The following is a 20301-nucleotide window of genomic DNA, read 5'->3' as shown; positions in this document are numbered from 1 at the left end:
TCCGGCACGGGAGGACGACGCCGTCCATGACGAGCACCAGCATCCGCACCCTCGAGATCAGCGGCACCCCCGCGGAGCGGGGCCGCCAGTACGGCGAGGGCGCCGCAGATCTCATCGATGCGGCCGTCGCCTACTACGAGGAGGCGTTCGGGCAGCAGGCCGGGCTCGGCTGGGCCGAGGCGCGCCGACGGGCGGCCGCCTGGGTGCCGCGCTGCACCGAGGCCGCGCCCGAGCTCGTCGCCGAGCTCGAGGGCATCGCAGCCGGCGCCGACCGCGACCTCCTCGACCTCATGGTGCTGAACCTCCGCGGCGAGATCATCTACGACCAGGGCGGCGCACCCCGCGCCCGCGCCGAGGACCCCAGCGAGGAGCGCGACGCGAGCGACGGCTGCACGAGCTTCTCACTGACCGCGGGCGCCTCCGGCGACGGGCACCACTACGCCGGGCAGAACTGGGACTGGCGCACCGGCACCCGCGACACCGTGGTGATCGTGCGGGTCGTGCAGGACCCGCTGCCCACCCTCATCATGCAGCTCGAGGCCGGGCAGATCGGCCGGCACGGCGTGAACTCCGCCGGGCTCGCGCTCAACGCGAACGGCCTCGGCGGCCGGTTCGACGGCTCCGTCGGACTGCCGCAGACCTTCATCCGCCGGATGACGCTCAACCAGAGCGAACTGCCCGACGCGATCAACACGCTCGTGCGCACCCCGGCCCACATCGCCAGCAACGCCCTGCTCACGGATCGCTCGGGCTTCTCGATCGACCTCGAGATCACGCCGAGCGGCGTCGACTGGGTCTACCCGGTCGACGGGCTCCTCGTGCACGGCAACCACTACCAGGCGCAGGTGCCGCCGCAGCTCGCGGGGCGGTACCGCCCCGTCTCCGCGGACTCGCTGTTCCGCGTCCCGCAGGCCCGGGCCGGGCTCGAGCGGGTGCGGCACGCGGGCGACCGCGACGAGGCGCTCGCCGGCATCCACGCCGCCATGAGCGACCACCTCGGCTACCCCGAATCGGTGTGCACGCACCCCGACGAGCGGCGCCCCGCCGTCCGCCAGTGGTCGACGCTGCTGTCGAGCTGCGTGGACCTCACGACCGGCGACTACTTCGTCACCGCCGGCACGCCGTGCGACCACCCCTATGAGAAGCTCCCCTGGAACGCCTTCGACGGACCAGGGTCCCGCCACACCCCCGTTCACACCCCGCCAATGGAGGCACTCCGATGAACACCCCCATCCCCCGACGCCGGCTCGCCGGCACCGCCCTCGCCGCCGGCGCCGCCGCCGTGCTGCTGGCCGGCTGCGCCGCCGCCGGCCCCTCGAGCAGCGACGCCCCCGCGGTCGAGCTGCCGTTCGGCCCGAGCACCCCCGCCGCGGGCGGGCCGGTCGACTCGGTGACCTGGATGCTCCCGGCGGAGCCCGCGACCTTCGACTTCGACATCGACAGCGGCGCCTCCGAGAACACGGTCTTCGCGAACGTCTGCGAACGCCTGATGGCCGTGCAGCCCGACCTGACGACGGTGCCGCACCTCGCCGAGTCCGCCGAGTGGGTCGACGACACGCACGTCGTCTTCACCATCCGCGACGGCGTGAAGTTCCACGACGGCAGCCCGATGACCGCGGCCGACGTGCTGTGGAGCATGCAGCGGCACGCCGCCGAGGGCGCCGACGAGTCCGACGAGTACGCGAACGTCGTCTCGATGGAGCAGACCGGCGAGCGCGAGATCACCGTCACCATGGCGCAGCGCGACGCCATCTTCATCCAGGCGATGGCGGGCAACGGCGGAATGGTGCTGAACCCGCGGGTCGTCGAGGCCCAGGGTGACGCCTACGGCTCGCCCGGGACGCCGGATGCCTGCACCGGCCCGTACACGCTCGGCGAGTGGAAGCCCGGCTCGAGCCTGACCATCGAGCGCGCGGCCGACTACTGGGACGACTCGCGCGAGGTGCTCGCCGGTGAGGTCGTGTTCCGCTGGGCCGACCAGTCCGCCGTGGTGAACGCCCTGACCGCGGGCGAGGCCGACGGCTCGTACCTCGACTCGCCCGCCTCGGCGATCCCGCTGCAGCAGGTCGCCGACGTCTCGCTCGCGCAGGGCCCCTCCACGAACGCGTGGGTGCTGCTCGCCACCGAGCGCGGGCCGCTGGCCGACGAGCGCATCCGCCAGGCGCTCTCGCTCGCGATCGACCGCACCGGCATCACGACCGCCGCGTTCGGCGGGCTCGCGCAGCCGTGGAAGACCCCCATCGGACAGGGTGCCTGGGGCTACGAGACCGAGGCGTTCCAGACCGCGTACGACGAGCTCGAGGGTGCCCCGGCGAGCCCCAGCGCCGCCGATCTCGACCGCGCCAAGGCGCTCGTCGCCGAGGCCGGTGCGCCCGAGGAGCCGATCCTCGTCGCGAGCGACGGCGGCTCGGTGCGCAACGTCGTCTCGAACGCCCTCGTCGCCGCGGCGAAGCAGATCGGCCTCGACGCCGAGATCGTCACCGTGCCCTCCGCGCAGTACGGCGACTTCTACTCGGACGAGGCCGTGCGCGGCCAGGCCGACCTCTTCTCCGACGAGTACTACATCTCGAAGAACGACCCGGTCGGCTTCTACAAGAACGGCGCGTCGACCGCGACGGTGAACTTCGTCGGCTTCAGCGACCCCGACTACGACGCGCTCGTCAAGGACGCCTTCGCGGCCACCGACGACGCCGAGCGCGCCGAGCTCGCCATCGAGCTGCAGCGCCGCTGGGTCGAGGCCACGCCGTGGATCTCGATCGCGCAGAGCCCGTCGACCGTCGCGCTGCGCGCCGAGCTCAGCGGGGTGCCGGCGTCGGCCGCCTACCTCTACTACCCGTGGGCCGCGGACCTCGGAACGGCGCAGGGCTGACATGCTCGCAGCCCTCAGGCGGGTCGCGGGCATGGCCCTGACGTTGGTGGTGGCCTCGTTCATCATCTTCTCGGCCATGTACGCGGCCCCCGGGGACCCGGTGACCTTCCTCATCGGGAACCCCGAGAATCTGACGCCGGAGCGGATCGCCGCCGTCCGCGCCGAGTACCACCTCGACCAGCCGCTCTTCGTGCAGTACTGGCTGTGGCTGAGCGGCGTGTTCGGCGGCGACCTCGGCACCTCGTTCCAGTACCACCAGCCCGTCGCCGCGATCATGGCGAGCCGGCTGCCGGCGACGCTCGGGCTCGTGGCCTACGCCGCCGTGCTCTTCACCGTCGTCGGCATCGGGCTCGGCGTGTGGGCGGCGGTGCGCCGCGGCCGCGCGGCGGACTCCGCGATCGTCGGCGCCACCACGCTCGCCGCCTCGTTCCCCTCCTTCGTGATCGGCATCGTGCTCGTCTCGGTGTTCTCCGTGCAGCTGGGCTGGTTCCCGGTCGCCGGCGCGGGCGACGGATTCGTGGACGGCATCCGCCATCTCACGCTGCCGGCGATCGCGCTCTCGATCGGCTCCTTGGCCATCGTCAGCCGCGTGACGCGGCAGTCGATGGTGGAGCAGTTCGACTCGGAGCACGTCGAGGCCGCGCGCGCGACCGGCATGGCCGGCGGGATGGTCGTCGTGCGGCACGTGCTGCGCAACGCCTGGGGGCCGATCGTGACCATGGTCGCCCTCGTGATCGCGAGCATGCTCGCCGGCACCGTCGTGGTCGAGAGCGTCTTCGGCATCAGCGGCATCGGCTCGCTGCTCGTCGACGCGATCAACTCCCACGACTTCCCCGTCGTGCAGGCGGTGCTGCTCTACATGGTCGTCGCCTACATGGTCGTCACGACCATCGTCGACCTGCTGCTGCCGCTGCTCGACCCTCGCATCGGAACCCGGGTGAAGACCGCATGACCACCACCGCCACCGGCGCGCAGCTGCGCCGCGACGGCCTCGCCAGGCGCCGCGACCCGCTCTACGCGGGGTCGCTCGCCTTCCTCGGCCTCGTCGTGCTCGTCGCGGCCTTCGGTCCGCTCGTCGCGCCGTACCCGCCGGACGCTATCGACTTCACCGCCATCTGGGGCTCGCCGAGCCCGGCGCACCTGCTCGGCACCGACCAGCTGGGCCGCGACCTCTTCTCCAGACTGCTCCTCGGCACCCGGGAGAGCCTGATCGGACCGCTCGCGCTCCTCGCCGGGGCGACCGTCATCGGCGTCGCCATCGGCCTCGTCGCCGCCTGGAACGGGGGCTGGGTCGACGTGCTGCTGGCGCGGATCACGGACGTGATGTTCGCGTTCCCGGGCCTGCTGTTCGTCGTGCTCGTGATCGCCGTGTTCGGCAAGGGGCCGTGGACGGCCGTCGTCGCCCTCGCCCTCGCCTACGCGCCGGTGATCGCCAAGTTCACCCGGAGCATCGCGCTCTCCGAGCTCGCCCGCCCCTACGTCGACGCCTACCGGGTGCAGGGCGCGTCCGCCGCGCACATCGCGGTGCGGCGCGTGCTGCCGAACATGACCCCGGCGCTGCTCGGCTATCTCGTGGTGCTCTTCGGCGAGGGGCTGATGAGCCTCGCGACGCTCAGCTACCTCGGCTTCGGCGCGCAGCCGCCGAGCTCGGAGTGGGGCCTCATGGTGCAGGAAGGACAGGACGGCATCGTGCTCGGCCACTTCGCGCCGACGCTCGTGCCCGGTCTCGCCATCGCGGCGGTCGTCGTCGCGGTGAACATCGTGGGCGTGCGGCTGTCGGAGCGGCTGGGGGCGCGCGCATGACCGCGGAGCTGCTCACGATCGAGACGCTGAGCCTCGTCTACGGGGAGACGGCGATCCTGCACGGCGTCTCGCTCACCGTGTCGCCGGGCGAGACCGTCGGACTCGTCGGCGAGTCGGGTTCGGGCAAGTCGAGCACGGTGCGCGCCGCCCTGCGGCTGCTGCCGCCGACGGCCAGCGTGCACGGCCGCGTGCGGATCGCCGGCCGCGACGTGCTCGGCGCGAGCGACGCCGAGCTCCGACGCATCCGGGCCGAGGAGGTCGGCCTCATCCAGCAGGACCCCCGCGGCGCACTGAACCCCGTGCGTCGCATCGGCGACTCGCTCGCCGAACGCCTGGTGAAGGTGCACGGGATGCCTCGGGCCGAGGCCCGGCGCCTCGGCGTCGAGCTGCTCGGCGCGGTCGGCATCACCCGCCCGGAGCATCGGCTGCGGCAGTACCCGCACGAGCTCTCGGGCGGGATGCTGCAGCGCGTCGTCATCGCGGCGGCGCTCACGACCCGGCCGCGGCTGATCCTCGCCGACGAGGCGACGAGCGCCCTCGACGTGACCACGCAGGCCGAAGTGCTCGCGATCCTGCGTGATCAGCAGCGCGAACGGGAGCTCGGCATGCTCTTCATCACCCACGACCTGCACCTGGCCGCGGCGTTCTGCGATCGGGTGCTCGTGATGCTGCACGGCGAGGTCGTCGAGGAGTTGCCCGGCGCCGCCCTGTTCACCGGGGCGACGCACCCGTACACCCGATCGCTGCTGCAGGCGGCGCCCGAACTCGAGGAGCGCAGCCGATGACCGCGTCGACGCCCAGTCCCGCCGCTGCGCTGGTGGAGGCCGAGCATCTGCATCGGGCGTTCCGCATGCCGAAGGGGCAGGACCCGGTGGTCGCGGCGAACGACGTGTCGTTCCGGATCGCGGCGGGCGAGGTGCTCGGGCTCGTCGGCGAGTCCGGCTCGGGCAAGTCGACCATCGCGAGGATGCTGGTCGGCCTCGAACGGGCCGACGCGGGATCGCTGCGGATCGCGGGGGCCGACCGCTTCGCCCCGGCGCGCGGCCGGGCGGGCCGCCTGGCCCGGGCGCGCCAGGCGCAGATGGTGTTCCAGGACCCGTACGGCTCGCTCGACCGCCGGCTGAGCGTGCAGCAGGCGCTCGTCGCCGCGATGCGCTTGCACGGCATCGCCGACCGCGAGGGCGCGCGACGCCGGGCCGGGGAACTGCTCGACCGGGTCCGGCTCACCGAGCAGCAGGGCGCGTTGCGGCCGCATCAGCTGAGCGGCGGCCAACGGCAGCGGGTGGCCATCGCCCGCGCCCTCGCCGTGTCGCCGTCGTTGCTGGTGCTCGACGAGGCGGTGTCGGCGCTCGACGTCTCGGTTCAGGCGCAGATCCTCGAGCTCGTCGACGAGATCCGCCGGGAGGCGGGCATCGCGGTGCTGTTCGTGAGCCACGACCTCGCCGTCGTCGACGAGATCGCCGACCGCGTGCTCGTGCTGTATCGCGGTGACGTGGTGGAAGCGGGCGCCTCCGCCGAGGTGTTCCGCGCGCCGCAACACCCGTACACGCAGCTGCTCGTCTCCTCCGTGCCCGGACCGGGCTGGGATCCGCACGACGTCGTCGCGCGGCGCCGGGAGTTCGACGCGGCCCGCTGAGCGCGGCGAAGGGCGGGCGGATGAGTCATCCGCCCGCCCTTCGTGTCTCGCTAGTAGGCGAGCACCGGCACCTTGAACGAGCTCGAGCTGTCGTAGCCGTCGCCGGCGAACGAGGCCTGCAGCACGTGCAGCCCCCGGCCGAGCTTCGGCAGCTTCACGTCGACGCGGCCGCGGTCCTTCGCGGTCAGCTCGACCGTGGCGATGACCGTCTGGCCGTCGCTGATCGTCACCGTGCCCACCGGCCGGCTGCCGTCGCCGGTCACGACGAGGCCGACCCAACGGATCGTCGAGTTCGACTTGAACAGCAGCTTCGAAGGCAGCCCGACGATCGCCGTGTCGACGAGGTCGGGGGCGGCCTGCACCGTGATCGGCACCGTCACGCTCGTGCCGGTCGCGGCGACGGCGATCGTGAGCGACTGCGCCCCCTCGACCCCGTCGGGGATGACGATGTCGACCGTCGCACGACCGCCCTCGTCGGTGGTGGGAACGACCGTGCGGTCGACCGGAGCCGTGCCGAGCACCGTGTCGCCGAGCGCGACGGTGACCTCGCCGGCCGCGGGCTCGCTCGTCGAGAAGTCGAGCGAGCTGAGCTGCAGGCTGAGCGTCTCGCCCGGCGCGTACGCCTGACCGTCGGCGGGCGCCGGCAGCACGAGACCGACCGAGCGCTGCGCCGGATCGGGTGTCGCCGTGCCGTTCGCCGCGAACCAGTCGACCATCGACTGCAGGTCGACGCGGCCGGTGTCGGCCTTGTTCGTGCCCTTCCCGAGCGTGGCGAAGTTGTCGCCGCCCGCGGCGAGGAACGAGTTCGCGACCACCCGGTACGTCGCCGCCGGGTCGATCGCCGTCCCGTTCAGCGTGATCTGGGTGACCCGCGAACCGGCGGCGGCCGTCGGGTCGTAGACGACCTGGAGCTCCGTGTTCACCCCGAGCTTCAGGAACGGCCGCGACAAGCCGGCCGGCTGCCACTGCTCCTCGAGCACCTGCTTCACCTGTGCGCCCGTGAGGTCGAGCGTCACCAGCGTGTTGGCGAACGGCTGCACACCGGCCGCCTCCTTGTAGGTGAGGTTGCCGTCCGGGTCCTCGGCGCTCGTGCCCTTGTAGATGAGGTCGGTGCGCAGGCCGCCCGGGTTCATGAAGGCGATGTCGGCCTTCGCGTCCTGGTTCGCCGCCCACAGCTGGACGTCGGCCACGAAGTTGCCGAGCGTCGACTCGCCGCCGCGGTTCTCGACGAGCGTCGGGTTGCCCTGGGCGTCGGTGCCGGGCTGGCGGGCCCGGTTGAAGTCGCCCGTGATGTCGCCGACCTTCTGCTTGCCGAGCACGTCGGCGACGGCCTTGGCCTCGTCGACGATCGACTGCACGGCCGGCACCGCCGGATACAGCGGCGTCGTGCCGTTCATGAGGGGCTTCAGCTCGTTCGAGATCGAGAGCAGCTCCTTCGTGACCGGATCGACCTGCAGCTTCATCAGCCCGAAGCGCTCGCCGTACTGACCGGCCGAGACGACCGGGCGGCCGTCGACGACGTGGTTGTACGGCAGGTGGGTGTGCGCCGAGACGATGGCGGCGACCGAGGGGTCGACGCCCTGAACGATCTTCGCGAACGCCGAACCGTCGCTGAGGCTCGCGATGTCGGTCGTCGTCGCCCCCTCGTGGACGAGCAGCACCAGCACGTCGGCCTCGCCGTTGGCGGGGTCGCCGTCCTTCAGCTGCTCGGCCACCGCGTTCACGGAGTCGACGACGCCGCGGACCTCGAGGTCGGCGATGCCGGCCGGGCTCACGAGCGAGTCGAGCTCCTCGGTGACGGCGCCGATGAAGCCGACGGTCACGCCGTCGAGCGTCTCGGTGTAGTACGGCGCGAGGGCGGTGTCGTCGCTGCCCTTCAGGAAGACGTTCGAGGAGATGTACTCCCAGTCGGCCCGGGACTGCACCCGGTCGCGGAGGTCCTCCCAACCCTGGTCGAACTCGTGGTTGCCCGCGGCGCTCACGTCGAGCCCGGCCGCGTTCAACGCGTCGATCGTCGGGTTGTCGTCCTGGATGAACGAGGTGAACGTCGAGGCGCCGATGAGGTCACCCGCCGCCGCGAAGATCGTGTTCGGATTCTCCGCGCGCACCTGCTCGACGGCACCGGCGAGGACCGCGGCCCCCGCGGCCGGGGCCGACTGCTCGATGCGGCCGTGGAAGTCGTTGATCGTCACGATGTCGATGTTCACCGGGGCGACCTCGGCCGAGAGGCCGAGCACGATCGGGTCGTGGTCGCTCGAGCGGTACGGCGTGCCGGCCTCGGTCGCGCCGAAGGCGTAACCGCGGTCGCCCCACTCGGGCGAGTTGATGTTCCACACCCCGACGCCCGTCACGTCGGACGCGACCGAGGGGCTCGCCAGCACGTGGTCGAGCGAGCCGAGCTCGCCGTTGAACGAGTAGGTGAACTGATCGGTCTGCGCCGGCACGAGGTCGGTCCAGCCGGCGCCGGTGAAGACGTCGATCGGGTCCTCGTGGGCGTAGGAGTTGAAGTCGCCGATGAGGAACATCGCGTCGCTGCCGGATGCCTCGGCCACCGTGTCGGTGAAGGCGAGCAGCGACTCGGCCTGCTCGACGCGCTCCGCGTTGAAGAAGCCCTGGCCGTCGGCCGGCTCGGGCGGGTTGCCCGAGGGCGGGCTCTTCGACTTGAAGTGGTTCGCGACGACCGAGAACACCTTGCCGCTGTCGAGGCGGAACGCCTGGGCGATCGGCTCGCGCGCGAGGTCCCACACCGTCTCGTCGACGACCGTGAGGCTGTCGCCCACCGGAGTCACGAGGTCGTTGCGGTAGATGATGGCGCTCGTGATGAAGTCGGTGATCGCGGCGTCGTGCAGCGCGGCAGGCGTCGGCACGTACGACCAGACGTCGGCACCGGCGGCGGCGTTGAGGCCGGCGACGAGGTCGGCCAGCGCCTCGTCGGGCGCCTCGCCGAGCTTCACCGAGTTCTCGATCTCCTGCAGCGCGACGACATCGGCCCCGAGGCCCGAGATCGCCGCGACGATCTTCGACTTCTGGATCGCGAACTCCTCGGCGTCGGCCGCGCCGCGCGCCTGCGAATTCACCGAGGTGAAGGTCGTGAAGTAGTTGTAGACGTTGAACGCGCCGACCTGCACGTCGCCACCGACCTCGGGGGCCGTCTCGGGGCGCGGGTTCAGCGACTCGAAGGTGGGCTTGAGGGAGGCGTCGGTCGCCGAGTCGATCGGCGTCGTCGGCTGGAGGCGCCACTCGTTGAAGCCGTAGCCGAGCACGTAGCCGGTGTCGGGGAAGACGACCCGGTCTCCGTTGCGCACGACGGTGTCGGCGGTGAAGTACGGCTGGTCGTTCGGGTGCGCCGAGTTGTCGACCCGCGTGGACCAGCCGTCGTCGAGCAGGAGCCGCGAGTCGCGGTTGGCCTGGGCGATCGTGGCGTTGGCGGGGTCGGTGGCGTCGACCTGCTCGGTGCTCTTGACCGGCAGCTCGTCGCCGGCGTTCAGCCAGAGCTCGCCGAAGCTGTAGAGGGAGTGGCTCGACACGAGCCGGTACTCGCCGCTCGGCGCGACGTACATGCCCTCGTACGCCTCGCGGGCGGCGCCGCGGAGGTCGTCGGGCAGCGGGCTCGCCTCCGGCACGCCGACGCCGGCTTGCACGACCGTGACGGCGGCGGCGTTGGCGACCGAGATCTGCGTCTGGCCGCCGAACTCGTTCGGCTTGCCGGTGACCCGGACGAGGTCGCCGATCGCGCCGGGCGTCGTCGCCGCGGCGTTCGCGAGGTACACGAAGACGGCGTCCGAGGCGCCGGGGGTCGCGTCGTCGCTGCCGCCGGAGCCCTGCGTCTGGATGTAGATGCCGCGATAGCCGCCGGTGCGGTGATCGGCGGTGATCACGCCCTCCACGGTCACGTCGGCGGTCGAGGGCAGCGGGGTGGCGGCGCCGGTCCCCTGCACCTCGGCGATGGTGTGCGTGACGTCGGCCGCCTGGGCGGGCGTCGCGGCGAGCAGCCCGGCGGCGAGCGTGCCGGCGGCGACGACCGCGACGGCCGGCCACCTGCGGATGGTGCGGCGTTGCATGAGTTCTCCCTCCGAGTCGCCCCCGCTCGGGGGACGCGCTGGACCAGAGCTTAGGAGCGCCAGGCGACGCTGCCAAGGGGCGATCGGGGCTGCGCACCCCTGATTTCATACGGCGCTCCCAGTGATTTCACGCTTCGTTCACGCCCCGGCGCGCAAATGAGCGATGGCCCCCGGACGGGGTGCTCGGATGCGCACGTCCGCGAAGCGGCATCCTCGACCGCTCACGCCACCGCCCGCGCGGGCGCCCGGCGCTCGTGGAGCCGTCGGCGGAACTCCCGGTCGATCGACGTGTTGCCGGGGCGCGGCAGCTGTTCAGGATCGAGATACGCCGGCGGAACGAACCAGCTGCGCCCGTCGCGGATGCTCACGCGCCAGCCGTCGTCGTGCACTCGATGGTGATGGTGACTGCAGAGCAGCACGCCGTTGTCGAGGTCGGTCGACCCGTCGTCTCTGCCCCACCATGCGATGTGGTGGGCCTCGGTGTGCGAGGGGGGCCGCGAGCAGGCGGGCCACGCGCACCCGCCGTCGCGATCCGCCAGGGCGAGCTTCTGGGCCGGCGTGAACAGCCGCGCGGCGCGCCCCAGACGAAGCGGCTCTTCACCCGAACCGACGAGGAGCGGCGAGAGGCCCGCCGACGTGACGAGCTCGCGCACCGAGTCGAGGGAGATCGGCTGCTCGATGCCGTCGATGGTCGCCGACCCCCGGTCGGCGACGAGTGCTTCGAGGTCGACTCGTGCGACGACCGTGACCTGACGGAGCGCCGGCATCGCGCGGCAGCCGATGCCGTGGCGCGCGAGATCGACGAGCGCGTCGGCGTACAGCTGGGCGATGGTGCGCTGCTCGGCGAGTGCCGGATCGCCGTCGACCGCGAGCTCGGCCGCGCCGGCGCTCGTCGACTCGGCGTCGGTCGCGCCACGAGCCCGCGCCCCGAACGGCATCCGAGCGTCTCTCGCCCGGTGCAGCTCGGCTCCGACGAGCCCGTCGAGCGCGGAGCGCAGCGCTGCGCCGCCCACCGGATCGAGCGCGCCGCGCACGCGGACCATGCCGCTGCGGTCCTGCCAGACGGTGAGCCCGCGTCGGGCCCGGAGCTCGTCTTCGCGCGGCTTCACGCCGTCGGGATCGAGCTGCGCTTCGAGGCGCTTCACGAGCAACGCGAGCCCGTCGGCCCCGACCGCCGTGCACACGGCGACGCGTTGCCCGGTGCGGGCAGCGCGCTGCACGAGGAACTGCTCGGCGGCCGAGAGTTCGGCGGGGTCGGCCCGTAGTTCGACGCGCTCGAGGAAGCGGCGGATCGTCTCGGCGGCTTCGATGCCGAGCTCGCCACGCTCGACCGCCGCGGCGAGGGCCGGGCGTTTCGCCGGGAGCAGGCCTCCGGTGAACGAGGGACGAGTGGCCGTGGCCCGGCCGAGCCGCACGAGCGCCGCCGCCTCGGCCGTGCGCCCGCCCGTGGTGTGCGCGATGAGCCGCTCCGGGGTCGAGAACCCCATCGACTTGGCCACATCGTCACCGGTGATCCCGGTGCAGCGATCGTCGAGCTCGGCGGCGAGCCGCACCTGCAGCGCCTCGACCTGTCGAGCGAGCCCGGCGAGCGCCTCGACGACCCGGACGACGCCGTCGTCGCTCATCGCCCGGGCATCGGCCTCGACCGAGGCGGGCGAGGACTCCCGCAGCAGCGCACCGCCCCACGCCGCGGCGACGTCCGCGGTGCGCGACACGAGCGCACCGAGCGCACGGGGCCCAGGCACACCCGATCCAGGCACACCCGGCCCAGGCACACCCGATCCAGGCGCACGGGCCGCGGCATCAGGTGGGCTGATCTGCATGGTTCGATTCTCCCCGAGAAGCGCGCAGATTCGAAGAGGTGTTCGAGCAATAGCGCCACTTCCGTCGCAGTTGCGCGCGAGGACCCGATCACGCACGCCGCCCGCGCTACAGCCGCAGGAACGCCACCTCGCCCAGCACGGCGACGCCGGCCTCGGCGGACGCCTCGAGGTCGACCACCGCGCGGATCCGCCAGTCGTTGTGCCCGGCCGGGTCGTCCACCGTCTGCTCGACGCGCCAGATGCCGTTCGAGGCATCCGTCTCGTCGATCGTGACGAGGCGCGGCGAGCGGGCGGCCGGGCCGGTGCCGATCGCGTCGTGCTCGTCGTAGTAGCGGTCGAGCGCGTCGGGCCAGCCCGCGTCGGGGTCGAGCTCGACGAGCTCCTCCTCCCGGTCGAGGGCGGCGAGCTGCACGCGCCGGAACAGCTCGTTCCGCACCAGCACGGTGAACGCGCGCCGGTTCGTGACGACCGAGGGTGGCGCGGGCGGGACGACGGGCGCCTCGTCCTCCGGCAGGTGGGCGGCGGGGTCGATCAGCTCGGCCCACTCGTCCACGAGGCTCGAGTCCACCTGACGCACGAGCTCGCCGAGCCACTCGACGAGGTCGAGGAGCTCCTCGTTCTTCGCCTCCTCCGGCACGGTCTGCCGAATGGCGCGGAACGCGTCGGAGAGGTAGCGCAGCACGAGGCCCTCGCTCCGTGCGAGCTGGTACAGGGCAACGTATTCCCCGAACGACATGCTGCGCTCGAACATGTCGCGCACGACGGTCTTCGGCCGCAGCTCGAAGTCGCGCACCCACGGCTGGCTCGCGGCGAAGCGCTCGAACGCGTGCGAGAGCAGCTCCTCGAGCGGCTTCGGCCAGGTGACCTCCTCGAGCCGCGCCATCCGCTCCTCGTACTCGATGCCCTCCTGCTTCATCGCGGCGACCGCCTCGCCCCGGGCGCGGAACTCCTGCTGCGAGAGGATCGGCCGCGGGTCGTCGAGCGTCGACTCGATGATCGAGACCACGTCGAGCGCGTAGTGGCCGGTGCCCTGTTCGCTCGTCTCCGGGTCGAGCAGCTCGATCGCGGCGAGCGCGAACGGCGACAGCGGCTGGTTGAGCGCGAAGTTCGGCTGCAGCTCGACCTCGAGCCGGATCTCGACCCCGAGGGCCGTCCCCTCGGGGTCCGGCGAGAGCGTCACGACACCGGCGTCACGGAGGGTGCGCAGGATGCCGAGGGCGCGGCGCGCGAGCTCGAAACGCCGGGCCCGGGGCTGGTGGTTGTCGAACACGAGCGCGGCGACGTTCGCGGCGACGTCCCCGCCGCGGGCGATGACGTTGATCAGCATCGCGGCGGTGAGCTGCAACTGCGGCACGAGCGGCTCCGGCTGGGCGGCGACCAGGCGCTCGAACGCCCCCTCGCCCCAGCTGATCTGGCCGGCGGGCGGCTTCTTGCGCACGACCTTCTTCAGCTTCTTCGGGTCGTCGCCGGCCTTGCGCACGGCCTGCTCGTTCTCGATCTCGTGTTCGGGCGCGAGCACGACGACGGTGCCGGCGGTGTCGTACCCGGCCCGCCCCGCACGGCCGGAGATCTGGTGGAACTCGCGCGCGCTCAGGTGCCGCATCCGCTGACCGTCGTACTTGGCAAGCGCGGTGATGAGCACACTGCGGATGGGCACGTTGATGCCGACGCCCAGCGTGTCGGTGCCGCAGATGACGCGCAGCAGACCGCGCTGGGCGAGGGTCTCGACGAGGCGGCGGTAGCGCGGGAGCATCCCGGCGTGGTGCACGCCGATGCCCGAGCGGACGAGTCGGGAGAGCGTCTTGCCGAAGCTCGTCGTGAACCGGAAGCCGCCGATCGCCTCGGCGATCTCGTCGCGCTGCTCGCGCGTCACGACGCGGATCGAGGAGAGCGCCTGGGCCCGCTCCATCGCCTGCGCCTGGGAGAAGTGCACGATGTAGACGGGCGCCTGCCGGGTCTCGAGCAGCTCCTCGACGGTCTCCTGCACCGGGGTCTTCGCGTACGAGAAGCTGAGCGGGACCGGCCGTTCGACGCCGGTGACCTCGGCCGTCGGCCGCCCGGTGCGCGCCGACAGGTCTTCGGCGATCGCCGTCACGTCGCCGAGCGTCGCCGACATCAGCACGAACTGCGCCTTCGTGAGCAGCAGCAGCGGCACCTGCCAGGCCCAGCCGCGCTCGGGATCGCCGTAATAGTGGAACTCGTCCATCACGACCTGGTCGACCTCGGCGTCCGCGCCGCGGCGGAGCGCCAGGTTCGCGAGGATCTCCGCCGTGCAGCAGACGATCGGCGCATCCGCGTTCACCGAGCTGTCGCCCGTGACCATGCCGACGTTCGCCGCGCCGAACACCTCGACGAGCTGGAAGAACTTCTCCGACACGAGGGCCTTGATCGGCGCCGTGTAGTAGCTGCGCCCGCCCTTCGCGACCGCGGTCGCGTGCGCGGCCACCGCGACGAGCGACTTGCCGGTTCCGGTCGGCGTGGAGAGGATCACGTTCGCGCCGGAGACGATCTCGATGACCGCCTCGTCCTGCGCGGGGTAGAGGGAGAAGCCGCGGCCCTCGGCCCAGCCGACGAAGGCGTCGTACATCGCATCCGCGTCGTAGGGCCGCGGAACGAGGTCGAGGAGCGCGTCGGTCACCCGTCGAGTCTGTCAGACGCCGCCGTGCGGCCCGGCGGCGCCGGCTCGGGCGCGCTGCCCCGCCCCGACTCGCCCCACCGTGCCGGAACGGGGGGAGCCGGCCCATGACCGCGGTTCGGGTCGCGGTCGGGCCGGCTCTCAGCGGACGCGCCCACCGGAATCAGTTCCCCCTGCAGTCACGGCGGGCGGCGGTCCAGTGCTCACGTTAGAGCCGGCCGCGCCGGGACCGCCTCAGTGGTGACCCTGAAGTCGCAGGCGGGCCGGGGCCCCTCCCCCGGGCCGGCCCTGAGGGAGGGCCAGGGGGTCCGCCCTTGCCGGGTGCTCCGCCGCGCCAGTAGCGTTCGCTCAGCCGGATCACGCGCGCCGCCCGAGGCATCCGCCCGCGCCCCGACCCGGCCGTCCGAGAGGAGACCGTGATGCTCATCGCCGAGGACACCGGCCGCGAGTCGGCCAAGGCTCCCGAGCCGGGTGCGTTCGACAGCGCGCTCGTCGTCGTGCACGGCATGGGCAGTGCGTACACCAGCCAGATCCTGCTCGAGTGGGCCGAGCCACTGCTCGAACGGATGGACTGGATCGCCCGGGACCGCATCATCGGCGGCCGCGAGGAGCACGGCGTGACGATCGTCGACTCCGAGCTCACCGGCGACGTGCCGATCGTGACGGCGACGGTCGCCTTCCCGACGCGGGGCACCGGGCGCGTCGAGGACGGCGCGGTGGTGGATGCCGAGACGACCCGGCGTCGCATCGCGATCGTCGAGGCGCGCTGGTCGGAGTCGTTCGTGCCGATGTCTCGCGCGCAGGTGTTCCGCTGGGCGGTGCCGTTCATGTGGCGCGCGTTCACCCGCATGCTCGGCCTGTTCCGGCAGACCCTCGTGATGCTGCCCTGGCTGACGCTCGTGGAGCACCAGCGCCCGCCGCACGACCGGCTGCTGCTCGGTCGCACGCTCACCGCGGTCGTCGACCTCGTCCGGGTCGCGGTGCTCACCGTCGTGTTCGCCGCCGTCTGGCTGGGCGTGGTGCTCCTCGGCGTCGTGCTGACCCCGATCCTGCCGCTGCTCAGCCCGCTGCTCCTGATCCCCTGGTTCAAGGACCTCGCCCAGGGCGTGCTCGATGCGCTCGTGGGCTCGATCGGCGACGTCGCCGCGTGGAAGGAACGCCCGGTCCGGGCCTCCGCCATGCGCCTCGTCGTTCGCGACGCCCTCGCCCGTGCCCGGGAGCTCGTCGGAGACGACGGAGAGGTGCACCTCTTCGCGCACTCGCAGGGCGCGGCCGTGTCGACGTTCGCACTGTTCGAGGAGCTCGACCCCGCCGCATTCAACGTCCGCCGCCTCACCACCGTGGGCGCGGCGGTCGTGCTGCTCGGCCGCGAGAACTGGCGCGGCCGCAGCGACCGCTACTCGCCCGTCGCGAACTGGATCGCGGCGGCGCCCGAGCATCCGGTGGCCTGGGCGAACCACTGGGCGGTCTGGGACCCGTTCTCGGCCGGCCCGATCGGCGACTCCCGCCGGGCGGCGCGCGAACGCTGGCGCGCCGCGTACTTCCCGCGGACCGGCGACGCCGCGCTCGGGCCCGAGGAGCACGCCGTGCACAACACGAGCCAGCCGTTCCTCGACCACAGCGAGTACTACCGCAACGTCGTGCAGGTCGTCGATCCGACGGCCAGGCACCTGCTCGGCCCGGCACTCGCCACCCGGCCCGCCGAGGTCGAGTACCTCGAGAACCGGCTCGCCGTGATCGACAAGAAGTCGCTCGGCACGAACCTCCTCGCCGCGCTCGTGACGGCGGCGATCCTGCCGGGGCTGCCCGCGGCATCCGCCGCCTTCGCGTGGCTCGTCCGGACCGTCGCGCTCGCCGTCGGCACGGTCACCGGGCTCTTCACCGGCGCGCCCGCGAGCGACGCGCTCGCCTCGGTCGCCTGGCTCGTCGACGACGGCCGGCTGACGGACTGGGGATGGCTCATCGCCGCCGCCCTCGTCGCCGCGCTGCTGATCTGGCTGAACCAGCTGCTGAACGGCATCACGCAGCGCTCGCTCGTGTGGCAGCGCTGCCCCATGGAGGCGCGACGGTGGCTCGTGCTCACCGCGCTCCCCCGAGTCGGCTACGTCGTCGCCGCCGCCGTCACCGTGTGGTGCGCGATCGCCGCGTGGACGACGCCCCCGCCGCCCGCGCCGGCGCTCTGGGCCTGGGGCCTCGGCATCGGCCTCGTCGCCGTGTTCGTCATCGCCGAGCCGCGCTTCGCGCCCTCGCCGGTCGTCGTGCCCGCCCGCCGAGCCGCCGACGGTCCGAGCGCGAGCGCCGCGCCGGCACCGACCATGACGATCGGGCGGGCCCTCGCGAGCCCGGCGTACCAGGACGAGCTCGCCGCACGGCGCCGGCTGCTGGCTCCGGCGACCGGCTGGTCGCGGTTCTGGGCGCGGGTGCTGCACGGCTGGCGCGGGTGAGCCTCAGGTGCCGAGCAGCAGCGCGATGACGGTGAGCACGGGCACCGCGCCCACGGTCGTCAGGAAGATGGTGTCGCGCGCGAGCACCTCGGCGGTCTCGTAACGCTGGGCGTAGTTGAACACGTTCTGCGCCGTCGGCAACGCGGCGAGCACGGTGACCGCGTAGAGCGAGCCCTCGTCGAGCCCGAACACGAAACGGCCGACCGCCCAGGCGACGAGGGGCATCGCGACGAGCTTCAGCCCGGCGGCGATGAACACGTCGACGCGCGCCCCGCCCGGGGCGAGCAGGCGGCGCCCGTGCAGCGACATGCCGTAGGAGATCAGCATGAGCGGCACCGCCGCGTGGCCGATCAGCTCGATCGGGTCGAGGACGATCGCCGGCAGCTCGATCCCGGAGACGGCGACGAGGACGCCGGCGAGCGAGCCGACGATGATCGGGTTCGTGAGGGTCGAACGCACGATCGCGCGCACCGAGGTGCGGTGCTCGACCACTGCGCCGAGCACCGCGAGCGCGACGGGCGCGAAGAGGAGCAGCTGCAGCAGCACGATCGGGACCGAGAAGGCCGCGTCGCCCAGCATGTACACCGCGATCGGGATTCCGATGTTGTTGCCGTTCACGTACCCTGCGGCGAGCGACCCGATCACGGTGTCGGCCAGACGGCGGCGGAGCAGCAGCATCGCGACGACCCCGAACACGAGCATCACGGTCGCCGCGGCGATCGCCGAGACCGGCAGCAGCGTCGAGAACAGCTGCCGCACATCGGCGGTCGCGAGCACCGAGAACAGCAGGAACGGGGCGAGCACGTTGAAGGTGAGCCTCGCGAGCACCGGCCGCGCCTCGGGCCCGAACAGGCCCGAGCGCGCCGTGATCCAGCCGACGACCACGGCGAGCGCGATGACCACGAAGCCGGTGAACACGCCGATCATGCGGCCGGTCCGCTCGGGTCATCCACACGCCGAGCCTACGCGTCGAGCCGCGCCCGCCATCCCGTCCAGATCATGACCGCCCAGAAGGCGAGGCCGACGAACCCGGCGACGCACAGCGCGACCACCCCCATCTCCCGCCCGGCGGCGACGTCGAAGATGAGGCCGATCACCCCGATCGCGATGAACGAGACGACCGCGATCTGGATGATCAGCAGGCGGTTCGCCGTGCGGACCAGCCGGCGCTTCGCGTGCTGGCGGAACAGTGCGCGATGCAGCATCACCGGCGCGAGGCCGAGCACCGTCGCAAGCCCGGCCGCGACGACGAGGCAGAGGTAGAGCGTGTGGGCGTACGGGTCGAGCTCCTCGAAGCGCGGTTGGAACGCCACCGCCAACAGGAACCCGGAGAGGATCTGCGTGCCCGTCTGCACGGCCCGGAGCTCCTGGAGCAGTTCGTTCCAGTTGCGGTCGTACCGCTCGGTCTCGGTCTCTGAGCGACCGTCGGCGGGATCGGCGTCGGCGTCCGGCCCGGGCGCGGCGCTCGGCGGAAGCGCCGCCATCACTCCCAGGCCGCGGTGTGCGTCCAGCCCGCGAGGTAGGCGCGCTCGTTCTCGTTCAGGCGGACGTAGTCGCGCATCGGGAAGCGGTCGAGTTCGCAGAGTTCGTAGATGCGGCGCACCACGGCACGGCGCAACGGGGCGCTCGGATGCTCGAGGATCTCGCGCTGCAGGGTGGGTTCGAGCATCGGCCACCACAGGCCGATGGGCGGAAGCGCGGCGCGTCTCGCGCCGATGGGTTGCGGTGCCTCGATGGTCATAGCGGCTCCCTTGGTTCCCCGATGTGGTCTTCCCGATCCGAGCGCGACGCCGCCCTCGGCAGATCGACGCTACTCCACGGCGGCCTCGGCCGCACCGGGCTTGACCCCTTCGTCCGCCGGTGCTAGCCCGGATGCCCGGAGCGGTCCGTGATGGGCGGCGACGGCCGTGCCGAGGGCGGCGATCCCGCCGGACTCGTAGGCGTGGCGCTGCCGTTCGGCCCCCGAACCGCGGGCGAGGAGCGAGCGCACGTCGCGCGCCACGGATCCCGGCGAACCGCACCAGTCGAGCGCCCACTCGACGAGCGCCGCCACGGGGGCGACACCCTCGCCGAGCGGATGCGGCACGCGTGCGGCGTGCCCGTCGCGGGCGGCGGTCCAGACGGCCGTGTTCAGCACGTCGGAGTCGATCGCGGGCGGCGGGTGCGGCATCCGCATCAGTCGAGCCGCGACGAGCCGCACGAAGCCGCAGATCGCCACCGTGTCGCGCACCTCGAGCTGCGCATCGCCGAAGCGCAGCTCGATCGTCGGCAGGTGGTGCGAGAGGCGCACCGTCCAGGTGACGAGGGCGGCGTCGTCGTCGCCGACGGCGGCGAGCACCTGCGCACGTCGCCGCGTGTAGTCCTCGACCCCGGCGAACGGGGCGGGCACGCCGATCGCGATCCAGCGACGCAGGATGATGGTGCGCCAGCTCGCGAACCCGGTGTCGCGCCCGCGCCAGAACGGCGAGTTCGCGGCGAGCGCGGTGAACAGCGGCACCCAGCCGCGCAGGCGGTTCAGCGCCTCCACCCGCTGCTCGGCATCGTCGTAGCCGAGGTGGACGTGCATGCCGCAGACCTGATGGTCGTCGAGGAGGCCGCGGATGTCGGCCGCGATGCGGCGGTACCTGGCGCCTTCGGCCGGCTCCGGCGAGACCGCCTCGTGCAGCAGGGTGCCGCTGGCGGCGACGCCGAGACCCAGTCCCGCGGCGGCCGCCGAGAGCTCGCGCCGGGCACGGAGCAGCAACGGCGCCGCGGCGCGCGCGTCGTCGCAGACGGGCGTGGCGTACTCGAGCTGGTGCGCGAGGAACTCCCCCTCGATGTGCGGCGAACCCGGCAGGCTGATCTCCGCCAGCCGCTCGCGCACGGCCGCCGCGGCATCCGCCGGCTCGAGGGTGCGCGGCACGACGAGGGCGAACTCCTCCTCGATGCCGAGCCGGGGCGCCGGCGGCGCCGCCCACGCGGAACCGTCCATGGGCGCTCGGTCGGCGAACCCGGTCATCGGCGGCTCCGTTCGGTCACGGGAGTCGCGGC

Annotated in this window: 14 protein-coding genes; 7 read left to right on the top strand and 7 right to left on the bottom strand. The window is 72.6% G+C overall.

What is annotated here, in order from left to right:
• Nucleotides 1–26: 26 nt before the first annotated feature.
• The 6 genes from M3147_RS12260 to M3147_RS12235 are packed head-to-tail and all read left to right on the top strand — an operon-like array spanning nt 27 to nt 6308.
• Complete coding sequence (locus tag M3147_RS12260) at nt 27–1223, top strand: C45 family autoproteolytic acyltransferase/hydolase (RefSeq protein ID WP_251203754.1); 1197 nt, start codon at nt 27–29, stop codon at nt 1221–1223.
• Nucleotides 1220–2869: an ABC transporter substrate-binding protein gene (locus tag M3147_RS12255; protein ID WP_251203753.1), complete on the top strand. Its 1650-nt coding sequence runs from the start codon at nt 1220–1222 to the stop codon at nt 2867–2869. Before M3147_RS12260 ends, M3147_RS12255 begins: the two co-directional genes overlap by 4 nt.
• A 1-nt stretch (nt 2870) precedes the next feature.
• Entirely contained in the window at nt 2871–3821 is a 951-nt protein-coding gene (locus M3147_RS12250; RefSeq protein WP_251203752.1) for an ABC transporter permease, read from the top strand.
• Nucleotides 3818–4672, top strand: a complete 855-nt coding sequence (locus M3147_RS12245) for an ABC transporter permease (RefSeq protein WP_251203751.1) — start codon at nt 3818–3820, stop codon at nt 4670–4672. The genes M3147_RS12250 and M3147_RS12245 overlap by 4 nt, the downstream gene beginning before the upstream one ends.
• Nucleotides 4669–5457, top strand: a complete 789-nt coding sequence (locus M3147_RS12240) for an ABC transporter ATP-binding protein (RefSeq protein WP_251203750.1) — start codon at nt 4669–4671, stop codon at nt 5455–5457. The genes M3147_RS12245 and M3147_RS12240 overlap by 4 nt, the downstream gene beginning before the upstream one ends.
• Complete coding sequence (locus M3147_RS12235) at nt 5454–6308, top strand: ABC transporter ATP-binding protein (RefSeq protein WP_251203749.1); 855 nt, start codon at nt 5454–5456, stop codon at nt 6306–6308. Before M3147_RS12240 ends, M3147_RS12235 begins: the two co-directional genes overlap by 4 nt.
• Before the next feature lie 50 nt (nt 6309–6358).
• Here M3147_RS12235 and M3147_RS12230 read toward each other — a convergent pair whose 3' ends face one another.
• The 3 genes from M3147_RS12230 to M3147_RS12220 all read right to left on the bottom strand — a co-directional run bounded on the left by M3147_RS12230 (nt 6359) and on the right by M3147_RS12220 (nt 14779).
• A complete protein-coding gene (locus M3147_RS12230) occupies nt 6359–10369 on the bottom strand; it encodes an ExeM/NucH family extracellular endonuclease (protein ID WP_251203748.1) in 4011 nt (1336 codons plus the stop codon).
• Between the two features lie 221 nt (nt 10370–10590).
• Nucleotides 10591–12114 (bottom strand): DUF222 domain-containing protein, encoded by a 1524-nt coding sequence (locus M3147_RS12225; protein WP_251203747.1) that lies wholly within the window; start codon nt 12112–12114, stop codon nt 10591–10593.
• Nucleotides 12115–12298: 184 nt separating this feature from the next.
• Nucleotides 12299–14779, bottom strand: coding sequence for a DEAD/DEAH box helicase (locus M3147_RS12220; protein WP_251203869.1), 2481 nt, complete (start codon nt 14777–14779; stop codon nt 12299–12301).
• A gap of 467 nt (nt 14780–15246) precedes the next feature.
• On the opposite strand from M3147_RS12220, the gene M3147_RS12215 reads away from it, so the two are divergent.
• Nucleotides 15247–17271: a hypothetical protein gene (locus tag M3147_RS12215; protein WP_251203746.1), complete on the top strand. Its 2025-nt coding sequence runs from the start codon at nt 15247–15249 to the stop codon at nt 17269–17271.
• A gap of 3 nt (nt 17272–17274) precedes the next feature.
• Here M3147_RS12215 and M3147_RS12210 read toward each other — a convergent pair whose 3' ends face one another.
• From M3147_RS12210 to M3147_RS12195, 4 genes are all read right to left on the bottom strand, one after another.
• Nucleotides 17275–18198 (bottom strand): AEC family transporter, encoded by a 924-nt coding sequence (locus M3147_RS12210; RefSeq protein WP_251203745.1) that lies wholly within the window; start codon nt 18196–18198, stop codon nt 17275–17277.
• Nucleotides 18199–18233: 35 nt separating this feature from the next.
• Entirely contained in the window at nt 18234–18755 is a 522-nt protein-coding gene (locus M3147_RS12205; RefSeq protein WP_251203744.1) for a DUF6328 family protein, read from the bottom strand.
• Nucleotides 18755–19012, bottom strand: coding sequence for a hypothetical protein (locus tag M3147_RS12200; protein WP_251203743.1), 258 nt, complete (start codon nt 19010–19012; stop codon nt 18755–18757). The genes M3147_RS12205 and M3147_RS12200 overlap by 1 nt, the downstream gene beginning before the upstream one ends.
• A gap of 69 nt (nt 19013–19081) precedes the next feature.
• The gene (locus M3147_RS12195) at nt 19082–20269 is read right to left on the bottom strand and encodes a carboxylate-amine ligase (RefSeq protein WP_251203742.1); all 1188 of its coding nucleotides are present in this window, start codon (nt 20267–20269) and stop codon (nt 19082–19084) included.
• Nucleotides 20270–20301 lie beyond the last annotated feature (32 nt).

Source organism: Agromyces mediolanus (genome assembly GCF_023715325.1).
Taxonomy (GTDB): Bacteria; Actinomycetota; Actinomycetes; order Actinomycetales; family Microbacteriaceae; genus Agromyces; species Agromyces mediolanus_A.
This window is presented reverse-complemented; position numbering and strand designations above follow the sequence as displayed.